The organism is Bradyrhizobium sp. 62B (assembly GCF_030272265.2).
GTDB lineage: Bacteria > Pseudomonadota > Alphaproteobacteria > Rhizobiales > Xanthobacteraceae > Bradyrhizobium.
In genome coordinates, this window is record NZ_CP092841.2 from 320224 (window position 1) to 340019 (window position 19796).

At 66.3% G+C, this 19796-nt stretch carries 18 protein-coding genes; 7 read left to right on the forward strand and 11 right to left on the reverse strand.

Going from position 1 to position 19796, the window contains the following annotated elements:
• Nucleotides 1-109: 109 nt before the first annotated feature.
• The 6 genes from ML401_RS01535 to argG all read left to right on the forward strand — a co-directional run bounded on the left by ML401_RS01535 (nucleotide 110) and on the right by argG (nucleotide 5918).
• Nucleotides 110-949, forward strand: a complete 840-nt coding sequence (locus tag ML401_RS01535; protein ID WP_285809318.1) for an SDR family oxidoreductase — start codon at nucleotides 110-112, stop codon at nucleotides 947-949.
• A gap of 107 nt (nucleotides 950-1056) precedes the next feature.
• A complete protein-coding gene (locus ML401_RS01540) occupies nucleotides 1057-1704 on the forward strand; it encodes an invasion associated locus B family protein (protein WP_285809320.1) in 648 nt (215 codons plus the stop codon).
• Between the two features lie 190 nt (nucleotides 1705-1894).
• Complete coding sequence (rlmN, locus tag ML401_RS01545; RefSeq protein ID WP_285809322.1) at nucleotides 1895-3097, forward strand: 23S rRNA (adenine(2503)-C(2))-methyltransferase RlmN; 1203 nt, start codon at nucleotides 1895-1897, stop codon at nucleotides 3095-3097.
• A 48-nt stretch (nucleotides 3098-3145) separates the two neighbouring features.
• Nucleotides 3146-3640, forward strand: coding sequence for a hypothetical protein (locus tag ML401_RS01550; RefSeq protein WP_194405371.1), 495 nt, complete (start codon nucleotides 3146-3148; stop codon nucleotides 3638-3640).
• Between the two features lie 71 nt (nucleotides 3641-3711).
• Nucleotides 3712-4488 (forward strand): phosphatase PAP2 family protein, encoded by a 777-nt coding sequence (locus tag ML401_RS01555; protein WP_285809323.1) that lies wholly within the window; start codon nucleotides 3712-3714, stop codon nucleotides 4486-4488.
• A gap of 92 nt (nucleotides 4489-4580) precedes the next feature.
• On the forward strand, nucleotides 4581-5918 hold the full coding sequence (gene argG, locus ML401_RS01560; RefSeq protein WP_285809324.1) for an argininosuccinate synthase: 1338 nt from the start codon (nucleotides 4581-4583) through the stop codon (nucleotides 5916-5918).
• A 79-nt stretch (nucleotides 5919-5997) separates the two neighbouring features.
• On the opposite strand, the gene ML401_RS01565 is transcribed toward argG, so the two are convergent.
• From ML401_RS01565 to sdhC, 11 genes are all read right to left on the reverse strand, one after another.
• The gene (locus tag ML401_RS01565) at nucleotides 5998-8127 is read right to left on the reverse strand and encodes an OmpA family protein (RefSeq protein WP_285809326.1); all 2130 of its coding nucleotides are present in this window, start codon (nucleotides 8125-8127) and stop codon (nucleotides 5998-6000) included.
• Nucleotides 8128-8313: 186 nt separating this feature from the next.
• Nucleotides 8314-8556, reverse strand: coding sequence for a hypothetical protein (locus tag ML401_RS01570; protein WP_285809327.1), 243 nt, complete (start codon nucleotides 8554-8556; stop codon nucleotides 8314-8316).
• A complete protein-coding gene (locus tag ML401_RS01575; RefSeq protein ID WP_285809328.1) occupies nucleotides 8556-9041 on the reverse strand; it encodes a pyridoxamine 5'-phosphate oxidase family protein in 486 nt (161 codons plus the stop codon). The genes ML401_RS01570 and ML401_RS01575 overlap by 1 nt, the downstream gene beginning before the upstream one ends.
• 64 nt (nucleotides 9042-9105) lie before the next feature.
• On the reverse strand, nucleotides 9106-9492 hold the full coding sequence (locus ML401_RS01580) for a VOC family protein (RefSeq protein WP_285809329.1): 387 nt from the start codon (nucleotides 9490-9492) through the stop codon (nucleotides 9106-9108).
• A gap of 10 nt (nucleotides 9493-9502) precedes the next feature.
• Nucleotides 9503-10342 (reverse strand): FkbM family methyltransferase, encoded by an 840-nt coding sequence (locus ML401_RS01585; RefSeq protein ID WP_285809331.1) that lies wholly within the window; start codon nucleotides 10340-10342, stop codon nucleotides 9503-9505.
• A gap of 163 nt (nucleotides 10343-10505) precedes the next feature.
• Complete coding sequence (locus ML401_RS01590) at nucleotides 10506-12461, reverse strand: ABC transporter ATP-binding protein/permease (protein WP_285809333.1); 1956 nt, start codon at nucleotides 12459-12461, stop codon at nucleotides 10506-10508.
• A 53-nt stretch (nucleotides 12462-12514) separates the two neighbouring features.
• Entirely contained in the window at nucleotides 12515-14713 is a 2199-nt protein-coding gene (locus ML401_RS01595; RefSeq protein ID WP_285809334.1) for a hybrid sensor histidine kinase/response regulator, read from the reverse strand.
• Nucleotides 14714-14901: 188 nt separating this feature from the next.
• Nucleotides 14902-15684, reverse strand: coding sequence for a succinate dehydrogenase iron-sulfur subunit (locus tag ML401_RS01600; RefSeq protein WP_194405381.1), 783 nt, complete (start codon nucleotides 15682-15684; stop codon nucleotides 14902-14904).
• Nucleotides 15685-15708: 24 nt separating this feature from the next.
• Nucleotides 15709-17544 (reverse strand): succinate dehydrogenase flavoprotein subunit, encoded by a 1836-nt coding sequence (sdhA, locus tag ML401_RS01605; protein WP_211415118.1) that lies wholly within the window; start codon nucleotides 17542-17544, stop codon nucleotides 15709-15711.
• A gap of 3 nt (nucleotides 17545-17547) precedes the next feature.
• Nucleotides 17548-17952, reverse strand: a complete 405-nt coding sequence (gene sdhD / locus ML401_RS01610) for a succinate dehydrogenase, hydrophobic membrane anchor protein (RefSeq protein ID WP_194405383.1) — start codon at nucleotides 17950-17952, stop codon at nucleotides 17548-17550.
• Nucleotides 17949-18347: a succinate dehydrogenase, cytochrome b556 subunit gene (gene sdhC / locus ML401_RS01615; RefSeq protein WP_194405384.1), complete on the reverse strand. Its 399-nt coding sequence runs from the start codon at nucleotides 18345-18347 to the stop codon at nucleotides 17949-17951. The genes sdhD and sdhC overlap by 4 nt, the downstream gene beginning before the upstream one ends.
• Before the next feature lie 497 nt (nucleotides 18348-18844).
• Between sdhC and ML401_RS01620 the strand changes: the two genes are divergently transcribed.
• Nucleotides 18845-19705, forward strand: a complete 861-nt coding sequence (locus ML401_RS01620; RefSeq protein WP_285809338.1) for a sulfite exporter TauE/SafE family protein — start codon at nucleotides 18845-18847, stop codon at nucleotides 19703-19705.
• Nucleotides 19706-19796: the final 91 nt, after the last annotated feature.

Genomic DNA, 19796 nt, shown 5'->3' on the forward strand with positions numbered 1-19796 from the left:
CGGCTTATCCTCGTCATTGCGAGCGCAGCGAAGCAATCCAGGCTATTTCCGCGGCACGGACTCTGGATTGCTTCCCGGCGCTCGCAATGACGGAAGAAGGATTCAAACGATGTTTGAAACGGGTCTGCTCAAGAACAAGCGCATCCTCGTCACCGGCGGTGGCTCGGGCCTCGGCGCCGCGATGGGACGCCGCTTCCTCGCGCTCGGCGCCGAGCTCGTGATCTGCGGCCGCAAGCGCGACCGGCTCGAGGCCACGGCAAGCGAGATGCGCGCGCAGACCAATGGCAAGGTCACCACCATCGCCTGCGACATCCGCGACGGCGTTGCCGTCGAGACCATGATGGACCAGATCTGGCGTGAGGCGCCGCTCGATATCCTCGTCAACAACGCTGCCGCCACGTTCATCGCACAGAGCGAGCATCTGTCGCTCCGTGCGGCCGACGCGATCCTGGCGCCCACGCTGCATGGTGCGATGTATTCCACGCTCGCGGCCGGCAGGCGCTGGATCGAGGACAAGCATGGCGGCGTCGTGCTCTCGATCCTCTCGACCTCGACCATCACCGGCCGCGCCTTCACCGTGCCGTCGGCGATGGCGAAGTCGGCGCTGCTGGCGATGACCAAAAGCCTTGCCGTGGAATGGGGGCCGAAGGGCATCCGCACCATCGCCATCGCGCCGGGTCCGTTCCCGACCGCGGGCGCGTCGGGGCAGCTCCGCCCCGAAGGCCGGGACGAAGGCTGGACCGCACGCAATCCGCTGGGCCGGACCGGAGAGCACGGCGAGCTTGCCGATCTCGCCAGCTTCCTGGTCTCGGATCGCGCCGGTTACATCAATGGCGAGATGGTCGTCATTGACGGTGGTGCACATTTGCGCAGTTCAGGCGCCGAGGATTTGCTTGGCTGGACCGAGGCGCAATGGGCCGCCCAGCGTGCCGCGCGATCCAAAGGTTGAGACCGCTAACTGCCTTCCCAAATTGAACTTTCCCCGCTATCCCTGCCGCGGGGACAAAGCGCGGCCGGGCCATCTTCCAGTCACAATATTGAGGGAACCACTCCAGCATGTGGCGGGTGCTGATTTTAGCTTTGATGACTGGTGTGATGGCCGGTGGAATCGCCGATTCCGCGCGGGCGCAGACGGCGCAACCGGCGTCCAAGAGCGCTGCACCGAAGGCGGCCGCGCCTGCTCCCACGACCGCAAAATCGGCTGCAAAGCCGGAGAGCAAGCCGGCAGCACCGCCCGCTTCAGTTGCAGGTGGCGCGGAGCCGACCCTGATCGGCCAGTTCGGCACCTGGGGCGCCTATTCGGCGACGCCCAATGGCAAGAAGGTCTGCTTCGCGCTGGCCAAGCCGTCCTCGTCGAAGACCAATCCGCCGAACCGGCCGCGCGATCCCGCCTATGCCTTCGTCTCGACCCGGCCGGCCGAGAAGGTGAACAACGAAGTCTCGGTGATGATCGGCTATGCGCTGAAGCCGGGCTCTGAATCCTCGGTCGAGGTCGGCGGCGCCGCCTTCGCCATGTATACGCAGGGTGACGGCCTCTGGATCAAGAACGCGGCCGAGGAGGAGCGGATGGTCGAGGCCATGCGCAAATCCGCCGACCTCGTCGTCAAGGGTGTCTCGGCCAAGGGCACCGAGACGACCGACACGTTCTCGCTGAAGGGCCTCGCCCAGGCGCTCGACAAGATCGCGCAGGATTGCAGGCGTTAAGCCTGCCGGCGGGAAGGTCGCAATCGGCGGTTCCGGTTGCTATATAGGGGCGGTTCCAGATTTTCTTCCGTCATTCCGGGATGGTCCGAAGGACCAAACCCGGAATCTTGAGGTTCTCAGGTGCGCAATTGCGCACCATAGTTCGATTCTTCGCATCGCCCCGGAACGACAACACAATCGGGCCTATTCAATGCAACCGACGACCGAGCCGCACAACGCAATCCTGGTGGAGAAGACTCCGCTCGAAACCTATGTGCCGCCGGCAAGGCCGTCGCTGATCGGCCTGTCGCGCACCGAGTTGGCCGATCGCCTGGGCGAGATCGGCGTCGCGGCGGCGCAGCGCAAGATGCGGGTGCAGCAGCTGTGGCACTGGCTCTATTTCCGCGGCGCCCAGAGCTTCGACGACATGACGTCGATCTCGAAGGGCATTCGCGCCGAGCTCGCGCAGCATTTCACGGTCGACCGTCCCGAGGTCGTCGCCGAGCAGATCTCCAACGACGGCACCCGCAAATGGCTGCTGCGTTTGCCGAGCGGCGACAATGTTCAGAAGGCGCATGAAGTCGAGTGCGTCTACATCCCCGAGACCGATCGCGGCACGCTGTGCGTCTCCTCGCAGGTCGGCTGCACGCTGAATTGCTCGTTCTGCCACACCGGCACGCAGCGCCTGGTGCGCAACCTCACGGCGGGCGAGATCGTCGGCCAGATCATGGTCGCGCGCGATCGCCTGAACGACTGGGCCGATCGCGAGGACGGCACGCGCCGCGTCACCAACATCGTGATGATGGGCATGGGCGAGCCGCTCTACAATTTCGACGCGGTGCGCGATGCGCTGCTGATCGTCGGCGACAACGAAGGCATCGGCATCTCCCGCCGCCGCATCACGCTGTCGACCTCGGGCGTGGTGCCGAACATCGTGCGCGCTGGCGAGGAGATCGGCGTCATGCTCGCGATCTCGCTGCATGCGGTGCGCGACGAGCTGCGCAACGAGCTGGTGCCGCTCAACCGCAAATATCCGATCAAGGAGCTGCTGCAGGCCTGCCGCGACTATCCCGGCGCCTCGAACGCGCGCCGTATCACCTTCGAATATGTGATGCTCAAGGGCGTCAACGATTCGCTCGACGATGCAAAACTGCTGGTGAAATTGCTCAAGGGCATTCACGCCAAGATCAATCTGATCCCGTTCAATCCCTGGCCCGGCACGGCCTATGAATGTTCGGACTGGGACCAGATCGAAAAATTCTCCGAATACATCTTCAACGCCGGCTATTCATCCCCGGTGCGCACCCCGCGCGGCCGCGACATCCTTGCGGCCTGCGGCCAGCTCAAGTCGGAGACCGAGAAGCTCTCGGCCAGGGAACGCCAGGCGCTGCGCGCCATGGCGATGACGGATTGATGATGGCGGCGACGCTCTCGCAATGACCGCAACGGTGGCTTTCGCGTCATGTCCCTGATCGGCCGCCTCGTCGTCATCTTCATCGGCTTTCTGGCCGCCTGCTTCGTCGGCGGCATGATCGTCGTCGTCGCCCTGTTGTTTCCGGAGTTCGCCGATCTCGGTGCCGGTCCCGTCGACCAGGGCACGATCGACGTTCTGCTCGGCTTCGGCTTCATCTTCGTCTCGGGCTTTGCACTGGTGCCGGCGATGGTGATCGTCGCAATCACCGAGGCGCTCTACATTCGCAGCGCGCTCGCTTACGCCGTCGGCGGCGGCCTCGTCGGGCTCGCCTGCTATCTCGGCCTCGTCCCGTTCCACTCCGATACATTTCAGTTCGAGGGCATCGTGCGGCGTCATCTGGAGATCATGACCGGCGCGGGCATCGTCGCCGGCGTGGTCTACTGGCTGATCGCCGGCCGCAACGCCGGTGCCTGGCGCATCCCGCCGCCCCCGCGCATGCCGCCTCCGCCGTTGCCGTCGAATTCAAGACCGGATGCGCCGTAGTTTACGCCGTCAATCCGGAATGACCGCTGTAAGGGTTTCCATCTCCGCCTCACTCCGCTAAACCGCGCGCCATGAACCGTACCGGACTCTTCATCGGCCTTTCGCTGTGGCTCGTGATCGGCGTCGTTTTCGGCCTCTATCCCGAGCTCGATCTCAAGCTCGCCTCGCTGTTCTTCGACCCCCAGACGAAAACCTTTCCGCTCAAGCTGAACGATTGGGCCGGCTTCGCGCGCGACGCTGCGATGTGGGTCGCCTGGGCCTTCGTGTTGCCGTCGCTGGTGGCGCTCGTGGTCAAGATGGTCAGGCCCGACCGGCCCTTGATGGTGTCGGGGCGCGCGATCGTGTTCCTGCTGGTCACGATCATCCTGTCGGCCGGCATTCTCACCAATCTCACCTTCAAGACCTATTGGGGCCGGCCGCGCCCGGTGGTGGTGACGCAGTTCGCCGGCGACCAGCAATTCGTGCCGTGGTGGGATCCGCGCGGCGGCTGCGCGCGCAATTGCTCGTTCTTCTCGGGCGAAGGTGCGACCGCGTTCTGGACGCTGGCGCCGGCCGCGCTGGCGCCGCCGGCCTGGCGGCCGCTCGCCTATGGCGCCGCCGTGATCTTTGGCGCCGTCACGAGCGGGCTGCGCATGGCCTTCGGCGGGCACTTCTTCACCGACGTCTCAATCGCCGGCCTCGTCACCTTCGTCGTGATCTGGTTTGCCTACGCGCTGATTTACCGCTGGCCGCGGACCCGGTTTTCCGACGCGGCGGTCGATGCCGCCCTGACCCGGCTGAACATGCCTGCCTACCGGCTCCGCCAGCGCCTGTTCGGCCGCAAGACGAGTGCCGAACCGTCCGTTTAGGCCATTAAATGGGTGCCGAGCCCCGCGAAATTTGTTATTCGCGCGGTCAATCCGTCCTCACATCAGCCCCTTGAGACCCGATTGGAAGCCCCATGACCACGATCCTGAAAAGCCTGCCCAAGGGTGAGAAAGTCGGCATCGCTTTTTCGGGCGGCCTCGACACCTCCGCGGCGCTGCTCTGGATGAAGCAAAAGGGTGCGCGCTGCTACGCCTACACCGCCAATCTCGGCCAGCCCGACGAGGCCGACTACAACGAGATCCCGCGCAAGGCGATGGAGTTCGGCGCCGAGAAGGCCCGGCTCGTCGATTGCCGCACGCAGCTCGTCCATGAAGGCATCGCCGCGATCCAGTCCGGCGCCTTCCATATCTCGACCGGCGGCATCACCTATTTCAACACCACACCGCTCGGCCGTGCCGTCACCGGCACGATGCTGGTCGCGGCGATGAAGGAAGACGGCGTCAACATCTGGGGCGACGGCTCAACCTTCAAGGGCAACGACATCGAGCGCTTCTACCGTTACGGCCTGCTCACCAATCCCGGCCTGAAGATCTACAAGCCCTGGCTCGACCAGCAGTTCATCGACGAGCTCGGCGGCCGCGCCGAGATGTCGGCGTTCATGACCGCGCAGGGCTTCGCCTACAAGATGAGCGCCGAGAGGGCCTATTCGACCGACAGCAATTTGCTCGGCGCCACCCACGAGGCCAAGGATCTCGAAAGCCTCGACAGCGGCATCAAGATCGTCAACCCGATCATGGGCGTGCCGTTCTGGCGCGACGATTGCGCCGTCAAGGCCGAGAAGGTCGTGGTGCGTTTCGAGGAAGGCCAGCCGGTCGCGTTGAACGGCCAGACCTTCGCCGATCCCGTCGCGCTGTTCCTCGAAGCCAACGCGATCGGCGGCCGTCATGGTCTCGGCATGAGCGACCAGATCGAGAACCGCATCATCGAGGCCAAGAGCCGCGGCATCTATGAGGCGCCCGGCATGGCGCTTCTGCACATCGCCTATGAACGCCTCGTCACCGGCATCCACAACGAGGACACCATCGAGCAGTACCGCATCAGCGGCATGCGCCTCGGGCGTCTGCTCTATCAGGGCCGCTGGTTCGACTCGCAGGCCCTGATGCTGCGCGAGACCGCGCAGCGCTGGGTCGCGCGCGCCGTCACCGGCGAGGTCACGCTGGAGCTGCGCCGCGGCAACGACTATTCGATCCTCAACACCGAGAGTCCGAACCTCACCTATGCGCCCGAGCGGCTCAGCATGGAGAAGGTCGAGGACGCCGCCTTCACGCCAGCCGACCGCATCGGCCAGCTCACCATGCGCAATCTCGACATCAACGATACCCGCGCCAAGCTGAAGCTCTACACCGATACCGGCCTGCTCTCGGGCAGCGAAGGCTCGCAGATCTTCCGGCTCGAGAACGACAAGGGCTGAGTTTCCGGGCTACGGCCTCCAAAGGCACAAACAAAAATGGCCGGGATCGCTCCCGGCCATTTTGCATTTGTGTGTGCCGTTACCGCGGCGGCGCGGTGCCGGGCGGGGGCGGCGGCAGCGAGGCCTGGCCGCCGTTGAGCAGCGGCGTGATGTTGCGGATCGTGACGCGACGGTTGATCGCGCTCGGCCCCTGCGTCTGCTCCTTCAGATACTGCTCGCCATAGCCCTGCGACGTCAGGTTCTCCGCGGGGACACCGAACTGCTGCGTGAGCAACTCGGCCGCGGCCTGCGCACGACGATCGGACAGCGAGAGATTGTCGACCTCGTTGCCGACCGCGTCGGTGTGTCCCTCGATCAGGAAGACCTCGCGCGGATTGCGCTGGATCGCCTGGTTGAGGCCGTCAGCGATCGTCTGCAGCCGGGCCGCCTGGTCCGGCGGGATGGTCCACGATCCCGTTTCGAAGACGATCGTGTTGACGTCGATGCTCGGCATCTGCATGCGAACATTCGGGCTGTACCGGATCTCGTCGAGCGAGTAGCGCCGATCGATCCGCTGCACAGGCGGTGCCACCATGGTCTGGTAGATGACATCAGGTGACGCTTCCTGGGCGTCGACGATGTAGCGATCGTAAGGAATGTTCACGACCGGCGGCGGCACGTCGACATAGAAGCCGCCGACTGCCCGTGGATCGCGGTAGGTGTTGTCGATGATGATGAGCTCGTGTCCACGGGGATCCCTGCGGATGCGCCGCATCAGCCGGCCGTCGGCGCCGACGACGGTGATGATTTCGCTGCCGTCAGGACGAACGACGACCGTGCGGGTTTCGCCGCCGACCGTGTCCGTGCGGATGTCGCGGGCGCCGTAACGGAAACGATAGAGGTCGTTGCCGCGGACATAGGCCTGCCCGCCCGGATCGCGGATGATGATGCGGTCCGGCTCGGTGTAGACGGTGCGACCGCCTTCGATGGTCTCGCGTCGCTGATTGTGCATGTCGGCGATGGTGGCGCCGATCACGGCACCGGCCACCACACCTGCACCGACCGCGAGCGGCGTGAGGTCACGCTGCGGCGGACGCGGGGCAGGCGGCAAGGGCGCTGCGACCGTCGGGGCGGCCCGGAAGGCCGGGGCAACCGTCGGCGGAGCGTATTGCGCCCTGTTCGGCGGCGGCGCTGCGGCCGCCGAGCCGGGGACGACACTCGGTGCTGCCGCTCCGGCGGGAGGTGCCGGCGGCCGGGGCGGGGCGCCAGCCTGCGGTGAGGCGGGCGGAGTTCCGGCGGCAGGCGGCGTTGCGCCCTGCTGGCCAGGCGCTGGCGTCGCGGTCGGAGCCGGTGTCGCGCCGGGCGCCGCACCTGGGCGTCCGGGCGGCGGTGTCGGCGTGCCAGCCGGAGCCGGCGTCGCTGTCGGAGCGGCCCCGGGAGCCGGAGCCCCTGCGGCCGGAGGCGCGCCGGGACGACCGGGCGGCGGTGTACCGGGACGGCCAGCCGGCGTTGCGCCGGGCGTACTGCCAGGTGTGCTGCCAGGAGCCGGCGTTGCGGTTGGCGCTGGTGTCGGTGCGGGTGTCGCGGCCGGAGCTGGCGCGCCGGGTCGTGCCGCCGGCGCGGCCGGTGACGGAGACGGCGTTGCCGTGGGCGCAGGGCGGCCCTGAGGAGTTGCCGCGGGAGGCGGAGCCGGGGGAGTCGGAGCGGGGCGCGCGCCGGGCGGTGGCGGCGTGTGGGGCTGTGCGGCGGGCGGCGGAGTGGGCGCGTGCTGCGGCGCCGCGGCGGGCGGCGGTGCCGGGCGTGCTGCCGGCGGTGCGGGAGGCGGCGTCGGGGCATGCTGCTGCGGGGCCGCAGCCGGGGGCGGTGACGGCGGCTTCGGCGCGGCAGGCGGCGGGGGTGGCGGCGGCGGGGCCGGGCGGGCCGCCGGTGGCGGCGGAGGCGGAGGTGGCGCGGCCGGGCGAGGCGGTGCGGCCGCCGGCGGCGGCGCAGCGGGCGGATGGGGAGGTGCAGCTGCGGGCGGCGGCGCGGCGGGGCGCGCGGGCGGGGCAGGCGGCGCGGCTGCTGGCGGCCCCTTCGGCGGCTGCTTCGGTTTTCCGTCAGGGCCCGTGTCTTGCGGCTGGGCCTGCGCGACCACGAGCGGCGGCGCACTTTGCGCTTGCGATGCGAAGCTTGCGAATTGCATCGCGGTCAGAGCCGTCGTCGCAAGCAGCACGAAACGAAGATTGGTCATGGTGGTGAACTTCCCCGGAAGGTTCTTTGACGAAGTGTTGGGATGAACAGCTACGCGTTAGGCCGGATTGTGGCGGGCGAAGCGATCGCGGCCCGATTTATTTCTGCATGGAAATCACGTCACTCCAGCGACGTTCATTGCGCATTCAGACGCTGGTTGCAATTGCCTCACATGTGACGAGGCATCTCATGCGCTATCCCGCGGCGGATTCGCATCCGTCGCGGGGTTGGGGGTGAGCGGCCCGTTCGGCCCGCGCGATGGAATCTCTTCAGGCACGTTGCCCGGGAGTTCATCGGGCCGCGGGGATTCACCGGGCTCGCGCACCGGCGGCGCGATTTCAGGCTGCGGATTGCCGGGCGGAATTCCCGGCGGCGGCTCGGTCGGCGTGCCCGGTGTCGAGGGTGGAATCTCGGGCGGCTCGATCGGCATCACATCGAGACCTTGCGGTTCTCACCGATGTCCGGGCGCGTGTTCGTCACCGCCGCAGCCGCCATCTTCACATAGGAGATCACCGTGCCCGGCGAATCCCAGAACTCGGCATCGTCGGGTGCGATCTTGAGCACGCGGATGTTGGGATCCTCCGCGCTGTCCCACCACGCCTTGGCTGGCGTCGAGAACAGCTCCTTGATCTTTGCACGGTCGTTGGAGACCACGGCCGTGCCGGTCAGCGAGACATATTTCTGGCTGCCGGAATCCGCGAACGACAAATTGATCGAGGGATTGCGGGCGATTTCCTCATCCTTGTGGCGCCGTGCGTCGGTCAGGAAGTAGATCGTGTTCGCGCCGCGATCGAGATGGGCGCTCATCGGCCGCGCACGGAGCTTGTCGCCGTCGCGCGTCACCAGCATCGCGAAGCCGATCTTCTTCATCAGCTCCCAGGCGCGATCGACGTCGCGGGCATTGTCGTTGGCCATATCGTACTCCTTGCTGCAAGCAACGATAACGGCCGCCGGGATTTGAGGTTCCGGAAGGAACCGGCTATCCCGGGGTGTGGCAGACCGCCTCGATGTTGTGGCCATCGGGGTCGAGCACGAAGGCGCCATAATAGTTCGGGTGATAATGCGGGCGGATGCCGGGCGGGCCGTTATCGCGTCCGCCGGCCGCGATCGCCGCCTCGTAGAACGCGTCGACGGTAGCGCGGTTGTCGGCGCGAATGGCGATATGCACCGGCTTGTTCATGGCGCCTTCGCCGCCGAACCAGAGATCCGGCTTGCCCTCAGTGCCGAAGCCTGCGGCCGCAGCGTGGCCCGTTTGCTCCGCCGTGACCTCCATGACCAGGCCGTAGCCGAGCGGCGCCAGCGCCTTGGCGTAGAACGCTTTCGCGCGCTCGTAGTCGGAGACGGAAAAGCCCAAATGGTCGATCATCGCCAGCTCCCTAGTTCGTACTTGCAAGCCGTGACAGGAACGTATTGCTTCGTGTCTTGCGCACGATCGTAAAGCCGCGCGCGACCATGTCGGCGATACAATCCTGCTGCCATTCGTTTTGCGAGAGGTGCTCGATGACCACCGCGCGCGGCCACAGCGAGGGCGGCGCGTCGCGGAAGAAGCCGATCAGCACGCGGTCCTCAAAACCTTCGACGTCGATCTTGAGCGAATCGATCTGGGTGACGCCGGCCTCGTCGAGGATGCGCGTCAGGCGCAGCGACGGCACCTTGATCGCGTCCGCGCCGGCCGTGCCGGTGACGACATGGGTGGCGCCGAGATTGCCGCCGCCGCTCTCGATCATCAGTTCGCCGTCGGTCTCACCGGCCGCGGCCTGCACCAGGCGCACCTGCGCAGCTTTCGATGCGGCGTGATTGAAGGACAGCCGCCCAAACGTCAGCGGATGCGGCTCGATCGCGACCACCTTGCCGGTGCTGCCGACCTGTCGCGCCATCACCAGCGCAAACGTGCCGACATTGGCGCCGACATCGACGAAGGTGCCGCCGGAAGGGGTGTGCTGGCGCAGGAAGTCGAGCTCGTCGAGATTGTAATCGGGATTGAACAATGCGCCGCGCTCGGTCGCGCTGCCCTGGTGATAGAGCCGGAAGGAGGCGCCCTGATATTGCACGTCGACGGGGCCGCTCCGCAGCAGGTTCACCAGCCGCGACATCCACGGACGGAACGCGCCGCGCTTCAGCGCCGATTGCGTCGCGAGGCGGATGATCGCGGCCTGCGCCGCGTTCGGCGCAAACGCGCCGAACGGCGCGGACGAAGGGGTCTTGTCGGTCGTCAAGCAGCAGATCCTCGTTGCAAGCGGCGCATGCATAGCCGGTTTTGCGGAGGACTCCAATCTTCACGAGAAGTTCGTAATCCGGATGAAGCGCAGCGAAATCCGGGACCTTTTCCGCTTGCGGCACGAGCCCCGGATTGCGCTTCGCTCCATCCGGGCTACGGCCTCACGCCGCCTTCTTCGGCGCCTTGCGCTGCCTCAGGAATCGCCCGAGCAGCCGGCGCTTGCCCTTGCGCGGGATCAGGTCGATGTCGCTGACCAGCTTGGCGCCGCCCTTTCGGCGCTCCAGCACGATCTTGCGGCTGTGGAAGGCCTCGAGCTCCACACGATGCGCCACGCTGACGATGGTCGCCTTCGGCAACTCGTCGGTGACCATCTTCATCATCTTGTCCTGGCTCTTCTCGTCGAGCGCCGAGGTCGCCTCGTCCAGCACGACGATGTCGGGGTTGTGCAGCAGGAGCCGCGCGAAGGCGAGGCGCTGCTTCTCGCCGCCCGACAGCGTCTGGTCCCAGGGGCCTTCCTCCTCGATCTTCTCCTTGAGATGATCGAGCCCGACCTTGTGCAGGGCCTCGCCGATCTCGTCGACGGTCCAATGGTCGGCCGCGCCGGGATAGGCGACCGCGCGGCGCAACGATCCCGAGGGCACGTAAGGCCGCTGCGGCAGCATGAACAGCCGCCGGTCGGGATGGAAATTCACGCCGCCACCGCCCCAGGGCCAGAGGCCGGCGATGGCGCGCACCAGCGTGCTCTTGCCGGTGCCGGATTCGCCGGCGACCAAGAGCCGCTCGCCCGGCTCGATCACCACTTCGGTCTCGCCGACCACCGCGGTGCCGTCGTCGAGCGTGACCGAGAGGTCGTGCAGCTCCAGCATGGCGTCGTTGTGCGTCTCGCCGCGCTTGATGCGGCCGAGACCGTCGCCCTGCTCGGCGCGCTCGAGGCCGTCGAGCGACATCATCAGCGAGGCGATGCGTCGTGCGCAGGCGTTCCAGTCGGCGAGCCGCGGATAATTGTCGACCAGCCACCCGAACGCGCTCTGCACGATGGTGAAGGCGGAGGCCGCCTGCATCACCTGCCCCAGCGTCATGCTGCCGTCGAGGAATTTTGGCGCGCAGAGCAAGAGGGGGACCACGGGCGCAACGAGGCTCGAGCCTTGCGACACCAGCGTGGTGCGCATGTGCTGACCCGCCAGCCGCGCCCATTGCCGGATCACATTGGTGAAGTTGCGGTCGATGCCGCCGCGCTCCTCCTCCTCGCCGCCGAGCAGCGCGATGCTCTCGCCGTTCTCGCGCACGCGCGTCAGCGTGTAGCGGAAGTCGGCTTCGGCCTGGTTCTTGTCCTCGGACACCTGCACGAAGCGGCGGCCGATCACCAGGATCGAGCCGGAAGCTAATCCCGCATAGAGCATCGCGGCGATGACGAGGAAGCCGGGAATGGTGATGCTCGTGCCGCCAAGCGTGACGGTGAGCGCGCCGCCGATGGTCCAGAGCACGACGATGAAGGTCGCGGCCGACAACAGCGCCGAGGTGACGCCGGCGAGGAAGTCGACCGGGGAATCGGTCGCGATGCGCAGATCTTCCGCGATCCGGTATTCGGGATTCTTATGGTCGCCGCTGACGAGATTGAGCTGGTAGTAGCGCCCGTTCTTGAGCCAACGCGTCAGCACGCTCGACGTCAGCCAGGCCCGCCAGCGCCGCTGGATGCCCATGCGCGCGAACACTTGCACGACGCCGAGCACAATGCTGCCGATCGCGAGCGGAAAGAACACCGCGGTGAGATGGAAGACGCTCGCGGCCTCGCGCTTCTCGATCGCGTCGAAGATCGCCCTGTTCCAGACATTGATGCCGTACTGGAAGCCGACGGTGAGGATGATCAGCACAACGAGGCCGATCGAGAACGGCCAGGCGAGGCGGTCGCCGCTGCGTCCCCAGAAGCCGCGCGCGCTGATCCAGAACCGCGTCAGCAGATAATCCTTGCGAACCTGCTCGGCCTCCTCGGGCGAGAGCTCCGGGTCGGGCTCGAGCAACTCCGGCGGCGGAGGGGCGACCTCGTCGCCGTTCTCGCCCTCGATTCCGACGATGGGCGACTTGGAATTGTCTTGACGCTTGGGGGCGGGCTTGGTCATGCGCGGACAACGCGAGGGAAATCAACCGGTTCCCTCGGGTTCCGCTGGGGTTCCTATTCGGCGGCGCCGTCCCGGACGCGCCGGATACGGGCTGCCCGATGCAGAACGCGGGACAATTCCTCGACGGAATAGGGCTTTTGCACCAGGTCGAAGCCGGCCACGCCCTCTTGTGACAGGGCTTGGCTGTAGCCCGTGGTCAGCACGATCGGCACGTCGATGCCGCGGTCGCGGATCGCCTGCGCCAGATCGAGCCCGGTCATGCCAGGCATCACCACGTCGGAGAACACGACGTCGAAGCGATCGGCGTCCATCACCAGCTCGGCGAGGGCATCCGTCGCATTGTCGACCAGCGTGATGCTGTAGCCGAGCTCGGTGAGGCCATCGGCGGCGAAATTGGCAAGCTCGATATTGTCCTCGACCACCAGCACCGACATGCCGCTGCCGGCCACCGCCGGCGCCGTGTTGGGCGCCTGCCGCTGCGGCAGCAGCTCCGGCGGCACGCGCGGCAGATAGAGCGAGAAGGTGCTGCCGTGTCCCACTTCGCTCGTGACCGTCACCTCGCCGCCGGATTGCCGGGCGAAGCCGAACACCTGGGACAGGCCAAGGCCGGTGCCGTGGCCGACCTGCTTGGTGGTGAAGAACGGCTCGAAGATGCGCCCCAACCGGGCGGCGGGAATGCCGATGCCGGTGTCGCTGACGGTCACGCTGACGAAGCCATGGTTTGCCGGGCTCTGGTTTCCCAGACTGTGGCCGCCCAAGGGCTGATTTCCCAAGCTCTGGCTAGCCGAGGCCCCGGCCAGCGCGTCCGGAACGGCCGACGCGGTCTCGACCTTGAAAGTGATCCTGCCCTTGCCCTGCATGGCGTCCCGCGCGTTGGTCGCCATGTTGATCAGCGCCGTCTCGAACTGGCCGGCATCGGCACGGACCAGGCAGGGCTCGGTGGGCAGCCGCATGGCGATCTCGATGGCCGGCCCCAGCAGGGGCGCGAGCATGTCGTGCAGCGACTGCATCCGTTCGCCGACGTCGAACACCTCCGGCTTCAGGGTCTGGCGCCGCGCAAAGGCGAGCAGTTGCGAGGTCAGCTTGGCCGCCCGGGCCACGGCGTCCGCGATGGCGGTGATGTAGCGCTGGCGCCGCTCCTCCGTCAGCTGCGGCCGGTTCAGCAGGTCGACCGAGGCGCGGATCACCGTCAGCAGATTGTTGAAGTCGTGCGCGACGCCGCCGGTGAGCTGCCCGAGCGCCTCGAGGCGCTGGCTATGCTTGAGCGCTTCCTCGGCTTCGCGCCGCTTGGCGGCTTCGGCCTGAAGGTGCTGGGTGCGTCGCAACGCCAGCGCCAGCAGCAGAAACAGCAGCGCGGTGGCGGGAATGCCGAACACCAGATGCTGGCCGATCGTGGCGAACCAGCGCGCGCGGATCGCCGAGGTCTCGAGCCCGGCGCTGACATAGATCGGGTATTCCGCGACGCGCCGGTAGCCGATGCGGCGCTCGATCCCGTCCGACGGCCAGGCGACGGTGATGAGGCCACGCTCGGGGCGCGCCGCGATTTCCCGGCCGACCGGCCCGGTCGGATCGAGCCTGATGTCTCGGTCAAGCCGCGGGAAATGCGTGAGCATGGCGCCGTCGGTGCGGCCCATCGCGAAGAAGCTGCCGGGATCCGATCCGATGCGAGCGTAGAAGCTCTCGAAATATTCCGGCAGGACCGAGGCCTGGATCACCCCGATGAAGCGGCCGTCGTCGGAGTCGCGGCGGCGGCTCACGCCGAAGAACCGCGCGCCCTGATAGGGCGGTCGTGGCGTCAGGGCGGTGCCGATGAACGTGCCGATGCTCTGGTCGATATGGGCGTAGAAATAGTCGCGGTCGGCAAAGCTCAGCTCCGGCGGCGGTGAGGCGAGGCTGTTGACCAGTGCCTTTCCGTCCGCATCGAAGATCCAGGCCGATTTGAGCTGCGGCAGCGAATCGCTCAGCCGCTTCAGCCGCCGGTGCAGTGCCGGCTCGCGCGCACGGATGGTGTCGTCGGAAAGGCCGCGGACCACCTCGTTGAGCTCGGCAAGGCTGCGGTCGATGGTCTCGAACACCTTGAGTGCGTGCTCATGCGCGACGTCGAGCGTGCGCTCGATCTCCCGGTCGGCGATCTCCCTGGTCGAGGTGTAGGAAATCGTGGCGGCGATTGCGAACAGCGCAACCGGCAGCGCCAGGGATGCCGCCATCATCCACTGCAACAGCCTTAGCGAGTTGCGTTGCGCCCTCTGCACAGTCGCTCCGTCCCTGACGCGAGATTAACTGAATCTCGCGTGAGGAAGGAAGCAGCTTGTGCGGGAACCGCAGGTTGTGAGACGAAAACTTGCGCGTGCGGCGGGCGGGAGAAAATTCTCCTCGAATTGGCCGCGATCCCGGAACGTCCCGGCCCGTTCGGCCGGAACGCGAAGCACGAAATACGTCTTTAGATCTGGCGCTCGACCATCTTGAGCTTGAGCTCGGCGATGGCTTCGGCCGGGTTGAGGCCCTTCGGACAGGCCTTGGCGCAGTTCATGATGGTGTGGCAGCGATAGAGCCGGAACGGATCCTCGAGATTGTCGAGCCGCTCGCCGGTCGCCTCGTCGCGGGAATCGGACACCCAGCGGTTGGCCTGAAGCAGCGCGGCGGGGCCGAGATAGCGTTCGCTGTTCCACCAATAGCTCGGGCACGAGGTCGAGCAGCAGGCGCACAGGATGCACTCGTAGAGGCCGTCGAGCTTCTCGCGGTCCTCATGGGTCTGGCGCCATTCCTTCTGCGGGGTCGGCGAGGTCGTCTTCAGCCACGGCTCGACGGATGCGTATTGCGCGTAGAAATTGGTGAGATCGGGAACGAGGTCCTTCACGACGGGCTGGTGCGGCAGCGGATTGACCTTCACCGCGCCGTCCTTGACGTCGTGCATCGAGCGGGTGCAGGCCAGCGTGTTCTGGCCGTCGATGTTCATGGCGCAGGAGCCGCAGACGCCTTCGCGGCAGGAGCGGCGGAAGGTCAGCGACGGGTCGATGTGGTTCTTGATCCAGATCAGGCCGTCCAGCACCATCGGGCCGCAATCATTGGTGTCGACGTAATAGGTGTCAACGCTCGGATTCTTGCCGTCGTCCGGATTCCAGCGATAGACCCGGAACTCGCGAACCTCTGTCGCGCCCGCGGGCTTCGGCCAGGTCTTGCCGCCTGAAATCTTGGAGTTCTTCGGAAGTGCGAATTCAACCATTTCGATAAGGCCTTCGCTGTTCGCTCAATACACGCGCGCCTTCGGCGGGATGTACTGCACGTCGTTGGTCATGGTGTAGTCGTGAACCGGGCGGTACTCGATCTTGACCTTGCCGGCATCGTCCAGCCAGGCCAGCGTGTGCTTCATCCAGTTCTTGTCGTCGCGTTCGGAGAAGTCCTCGCGGGCATGGGCGCCGCGGCTCTCGGTGCGGTTGGCGGCCGAATTCATCGTCACCACCGCCTGCGAGATCAAATTGTCGAATTCCAGCGTCTCGACGAGATCGGAATTCCACACCAGCGAACGATCCGACACGGCGATGTCGGTGATGCCGCTGTGGACCTTCGCGATCAGGTTCTGGCCTTCGCTCAGCACTTCGCCGGTGCGGAACACCGCGCAATTGCTCTGCATCACGTGCTGCATGCCTTCGCGCAGTTTTGCGGTCGGCGTGCCGCCGGAGGCGTAGCGGTAATGGTCGAGCCGGCCGAGCGCGAGCTCGGCCGAGTTCGCCGGCAGCTCCGGCTGCTTGGCGTTCGGCGTCAGCTTCTCGGCGAGGCGGAGCGCGGCGGCGCGGCCGAACACGACGAGGTCGATCAGCGAATTGGAGCCGAGGCGGTTGGCGCCGTGCACGGACACGCAGGCGGCTTCGCCGATCGCCATCAGGCCGGGGATGACGGCATTGTCGTCGCCGTCCTTTTTGGTCAGCACCTCGCCATGATAGTTCGTGGGGATGCCGCCCATGTTGTAGTGCACGGTCGGCACGATCGGGATCGGCTCGCGCGTCACGTCGACATTAGCGAAGATCTTTGCGGATTCGGAGATGCCCGGCAGCCGCTCGGCGAGCACCGCGGGATCGAGATGGTCGAGATGCAGGAAGATGTGGTCCTTCTTCTTGCCGACGCCGCGTCCTTCGCGGATCTCGATGGTCATCGCGCGCGAGACGACGTCGCGCGAGGCGAGGTCCTTGGCCGACGGCGCGTAGCGCTCCATGAAGCGCTCGCCTTCGGAGTTGACGAGATAGCCGCCTTCGCCGCGCGCGCCTTCGGTGACGAGGCAGCCCGAACCGTAGATGCCGGTCGGGTGGAACTGGACGAACTCCATGTCCTGCATCGGCAGGCCGGCGCGCAGCACCATGCCGCCGCCGTCACCGGTGCAGGTATGCGCCGAGGTGCAGGAGGCATAAGCGCGGCCGTAGCCGCCGGTCGCGAGAATCACGGTCTGGGCGCGGAAGCGGTGCAGCGTGCCGTCGTCGAGCTTGAGCGCGATGACGCCGCGGCAGGTGCCCTGGTCGTCCATGATCAGGTCGATGGCGAAGAACTCGATGAAGAACTCGGCCGCGTGGCGCAGCGACTGGCCGTACATCGTGTGCAGCATGGCGTGGCCAGTGCGGTCGGCGGCGGCGCAGGTGCGCTGCGCCTGGCCCTTGCCGAAATCCATGGTCATGCCGCCGAACGGGCGCTGATAGATCTTGCCGTCCTCGGTGCGCGAGAACGGCACGCCCCAATGCTCGAGCTCGTAGACCGCGTCGGGCGCGTTGCGCACCATGTATTCGATCGCGTCCTGGTCGCCGAGCCAGTCCGACCCCTTCACGGTGTCGTACATGTGCCAGCGCCAGTCGTCCTTGTGCATGTTGCCGAGCGAAGCGGAGATGCCGCCTTGCGCAGCGACCGTGTGCGAGCGGGTCGGGAACACCTTGGTGATGCAGGCCGTGCGCAGGCCCGCCTCGCTGCAGCCGACCACGGCGCGCAGGCCCGCGCCGCCGGCACCGACCACGACGACGTCGTAGGTGTGATCTTCGATCGGATAGGCTTTGCCGTTGGTGGCGGGAGCGCCGTTGCCCGAGCCATTCGTTGTATTGGCCATGGGTTACACTCCGGAGGACAGTTTCAGGATCGCGTAGGTCGAGGCGAGCGCGACGGCGACCGAGAAGAAATTGTTGAGCATGATCGAGACGAGCTTCAGCTTCTCGTTATGGACGTAGTCCTCGATCACGACCTGCATGCCGATCTTCATGTGCCAGGCGCTGGCGAAGATGAAGAGCAGCAGGATCACCGCGATCGGCAGCGAGCCGAGGATCTGCGCGGCGCCGGCCTGATTACGGCCGAGCAGCATCATGACGATCACGATCACCGGAATCATCAGCAGTGTCATGGCGACGGCCGTGATGCGCTGGCGCCAGAAATCGGAGGTGCCGGAATGTGCCGCGCCGAGATTGCGGACGCGGCCGAGCGGCGTGCGCATGCTGCGCTTGGGCGTGTCGGCTGAGCTCATCGGCCGCCTCCGATCGCATAGGCGATGATCCAGACCAGCACGGTCAGCGCGATGCCGCCGATCAGTGCGCCCCAGGTCAGCGCTTCCCGCTCATTGGCCTTGAAGCCGTAGCCGAGGTCCCAGACGAAATGCCGGATGCCGCTCAGCATGTGGTGCATCAGCGCCCAGGTGTAGCCGAACACGATCAGACGGCCGATGATGCTGCCGGTGAAGGCCTGGACATGGGAATAGGCGGCCGGGCCGGAGGCCGCTGCGATCAGCCACCAGGCCAGCAGCAGGGTGCCGACGTAAAGGGCGATGCCGGTGGCGCGATGGACGATGGACAGCGCCATCGTCAGCGTCCAGCGGTAGACTTGCATGTGTGGCGAGAGCGGTCGTTCGATCCGTGCGGTCATGGGCTTTGATGTTGTCTTGCGGCCCAGCAGGGGGCGCGCGGGGATCGGAAAGGTCGGCTCTATTTACGGAGTCGATTTGGCCCGCGCAATCACCAAATCGCCATAAATCGAACCGTCGTTCAGCCCTAGAGCCTTGATGATGCAAGCCCAATCAGGGCCTTGGTATACCAGCATGCCTGTCCGCCAATGAAGTTCCGAATATCAATTCATTTATTGTGAGGGCTGCGAGGTTCGTTGAAATTGCTATTGGAACGCATCTAAACGGACCATGCCGTCCAAACCGGCCGAGGGGGCCCGGCGGCGGCGTCCACCCCATGTGCGCGCGCCATTCTGCGTCCTCGAGGTGGCCGGTTCGATCCGGTCTTGGATATGCACGCCCTGCATTCCACCCCAGCCGGGAAGCCCGGCGTGTCGACCGCGGGAATCAGATCGCCTAATGCTCCGTACGCAGTTCTCGGAAGCGAGCCGCTGCGACCAGTCGCCGGGGCAGGTCAGGGGTGATTGCAGGACTCGATATCAAGGACATCGTCGAGCTCGCGCTGCTGTTGATCGCAACCGGCGCGCTCTCAGGGTTTCTGGCGGGCGTGTTCGGCATCGGCGGCGGCGCGATCCTGGTGCCGGTGTTCTACGAATGCTTCCGCATCGCCGGCGTACCGCTCGAAGTGCGCATGCCGCTCTGCATCGGCACCTCGCTCGCCGTGATCATTCCGACCTCGATCCGTTCGTTCCAGGCGCATTACAAGCGCGGCGCCGTCGACATGACGATCCTGCGCGCGTGGTGGCTGCCGATCGTGGCCGGCGTCGTCGCCGGCAGTGTGATCGCGCGCTACGCGCCGGAGCGGCTGTTCAAGATCGTGTTCGTCTGTGTCGCCTATTCGGCGGCAGCGCGTCTCATCTTCGCGCGCGAGGGCTGGCGGTTCGGCGAGGATCTGCCGAAGGGTCCCTTGATGCGCGCCTACGGCTTCTGCGTCGGCATTCTCTCGACGCTGATGGGCATCGGCGGCGGCCTGTTCTCGAATCTGTTGATGACGTTCTACGGCCGGCCGATTCATCAGGCGGTGGCGACCTCGTCGGCGCTCGCCGTGCTGATCTCGATCCCCGGCGCGCTCGGCTACATCTACGCCGGCTGGCCGGCGGCGGCGAACTATCCGGCCGTCGCCGCACTGCAAGTGCCGTTCGCGCTCGGCTATGTCTCGCTGATCGGCGCCGTACTGGTGATGCCGATGAGCCTCGTCACCGCGCCGCTCGGCGTGAGAGCCGCGCATGCGATGTCCAAGCGCACGCTGGAGGTGGCGTTCGGGTGTTATCTGTTTATCGTGGGCAGCCGGTTTGTACTGAGCTTGGTGGGCGGGCTGTAGCCGCCGCATACTCCGTCGTTGCGAGCGAAACGAAGCAATCCAGAAATCTCTGCACTGCGAAAGCCTAGATTGCTTCGTCGCAAGAGCCCCT

Bases quoted from the DNA above. Each gene is read 5' to 3' on its own strand.
- ML401_RS01535 (WP_285809318.1), top strand. From the start codon at position 110: ATGTTTGAAACGGGTCTGCTCAAGAACAAGCGCATCCTCGTCACCGGC.
- ML401_RS01540 (WP_285809320.1), top strand. From the start codon at position 1,057: ATGTGGCGGGTGCTGATTTTAGCTTTGATGACTGGTGTGATGGCCGGT.
- rlmN (WP_285809322.1), top strand. From the start codon at position 1,895: ATGCAACCGACGACCGAGCCGCACAACGCAATCCTGGTGGAGAAGACT.
- ML401_RS01550 (WP_194405371.1), top strand. From the start codon at position 3,146: ATGTCCCTGATCGGCCGCCTCGTCGTCATCTTCATCGGCTTTCTGGCC.
- ML401_RS01555 (WP_285809323.1), top strand. From the start codon at position 3,712: ATGAACCGTACCGGACTCTTCATCGGCCTTTCGCTGTGGCTCGTGATC.
- argG (WP_285809324.1), top strand. From the start codon at position 4,581: ATGACCACGATCCTGAAAAGCCTGCCCAAGGGTGAGAAAGTCGGCATC.
- ML401_RS01565 (WP_285809326.1), bottom strand. From the start codon at position 8,127: ATGACCAATCTTCGTTTCGTGCTGCTTGCGACGACGGCTCTGACCGCG.
- ML401_RS01570 (WP_285809327.1), bottom strand. From the start codon at position 8,556: ATGCCGATCGAGCCGCCCGAGATTCCACCCTCGACACCGGGCACGCCG.
- ML401_RS01575 (WP_285809328.1), bottom strand. From the start codon at position 9,041: ATGGCCAACGACAATGCCCGCGACGTCGATCGCGCCTGGGAGCTGATG.
- ML401_RS01580 (WP_285809329.1), bottom strand. From the start codon at position 9,492: ATGATCGACCATTTGGGCTTTTCCGTCTCCGACTACGAGCGCGCGAAA.
- ML401_RS01590 (WP_285809333.1), bottom strand. From the start codon at position 12,461: ATGACCAAGCCCGCCCCCAAGCGTCAAGACAATTCCAAGTCGCCCATC.
- ML401_RS01600 (WP_194405381.1), bottom strand. From the start codon at position 15,684: ATGGTTGAATTCGCACTTCCGAAGAACTCCAAGATTTCAGGCGGCAAG.
- sdhA (WP_211415118.1), bottom strand. From the start codon at position 17,544: ATGGCCAATACAACGAATGGCTCGGGCAACGGCGCTCCCGCCACCAAC.
- sdhD (WP_194405383.1), bottom strand. From the start codon at position 17,952: ATGAGCTCAGCCGACACGCCCAAGCGCAGCATGCGCACGCCGCTCGGC.
- sdhC (WP_194405384.1), bottom strand. From the start codon at position 18,347: ATGACCGCACGGATCGAACGACCGCTCTCGCCACACATGCAAGTCTAC.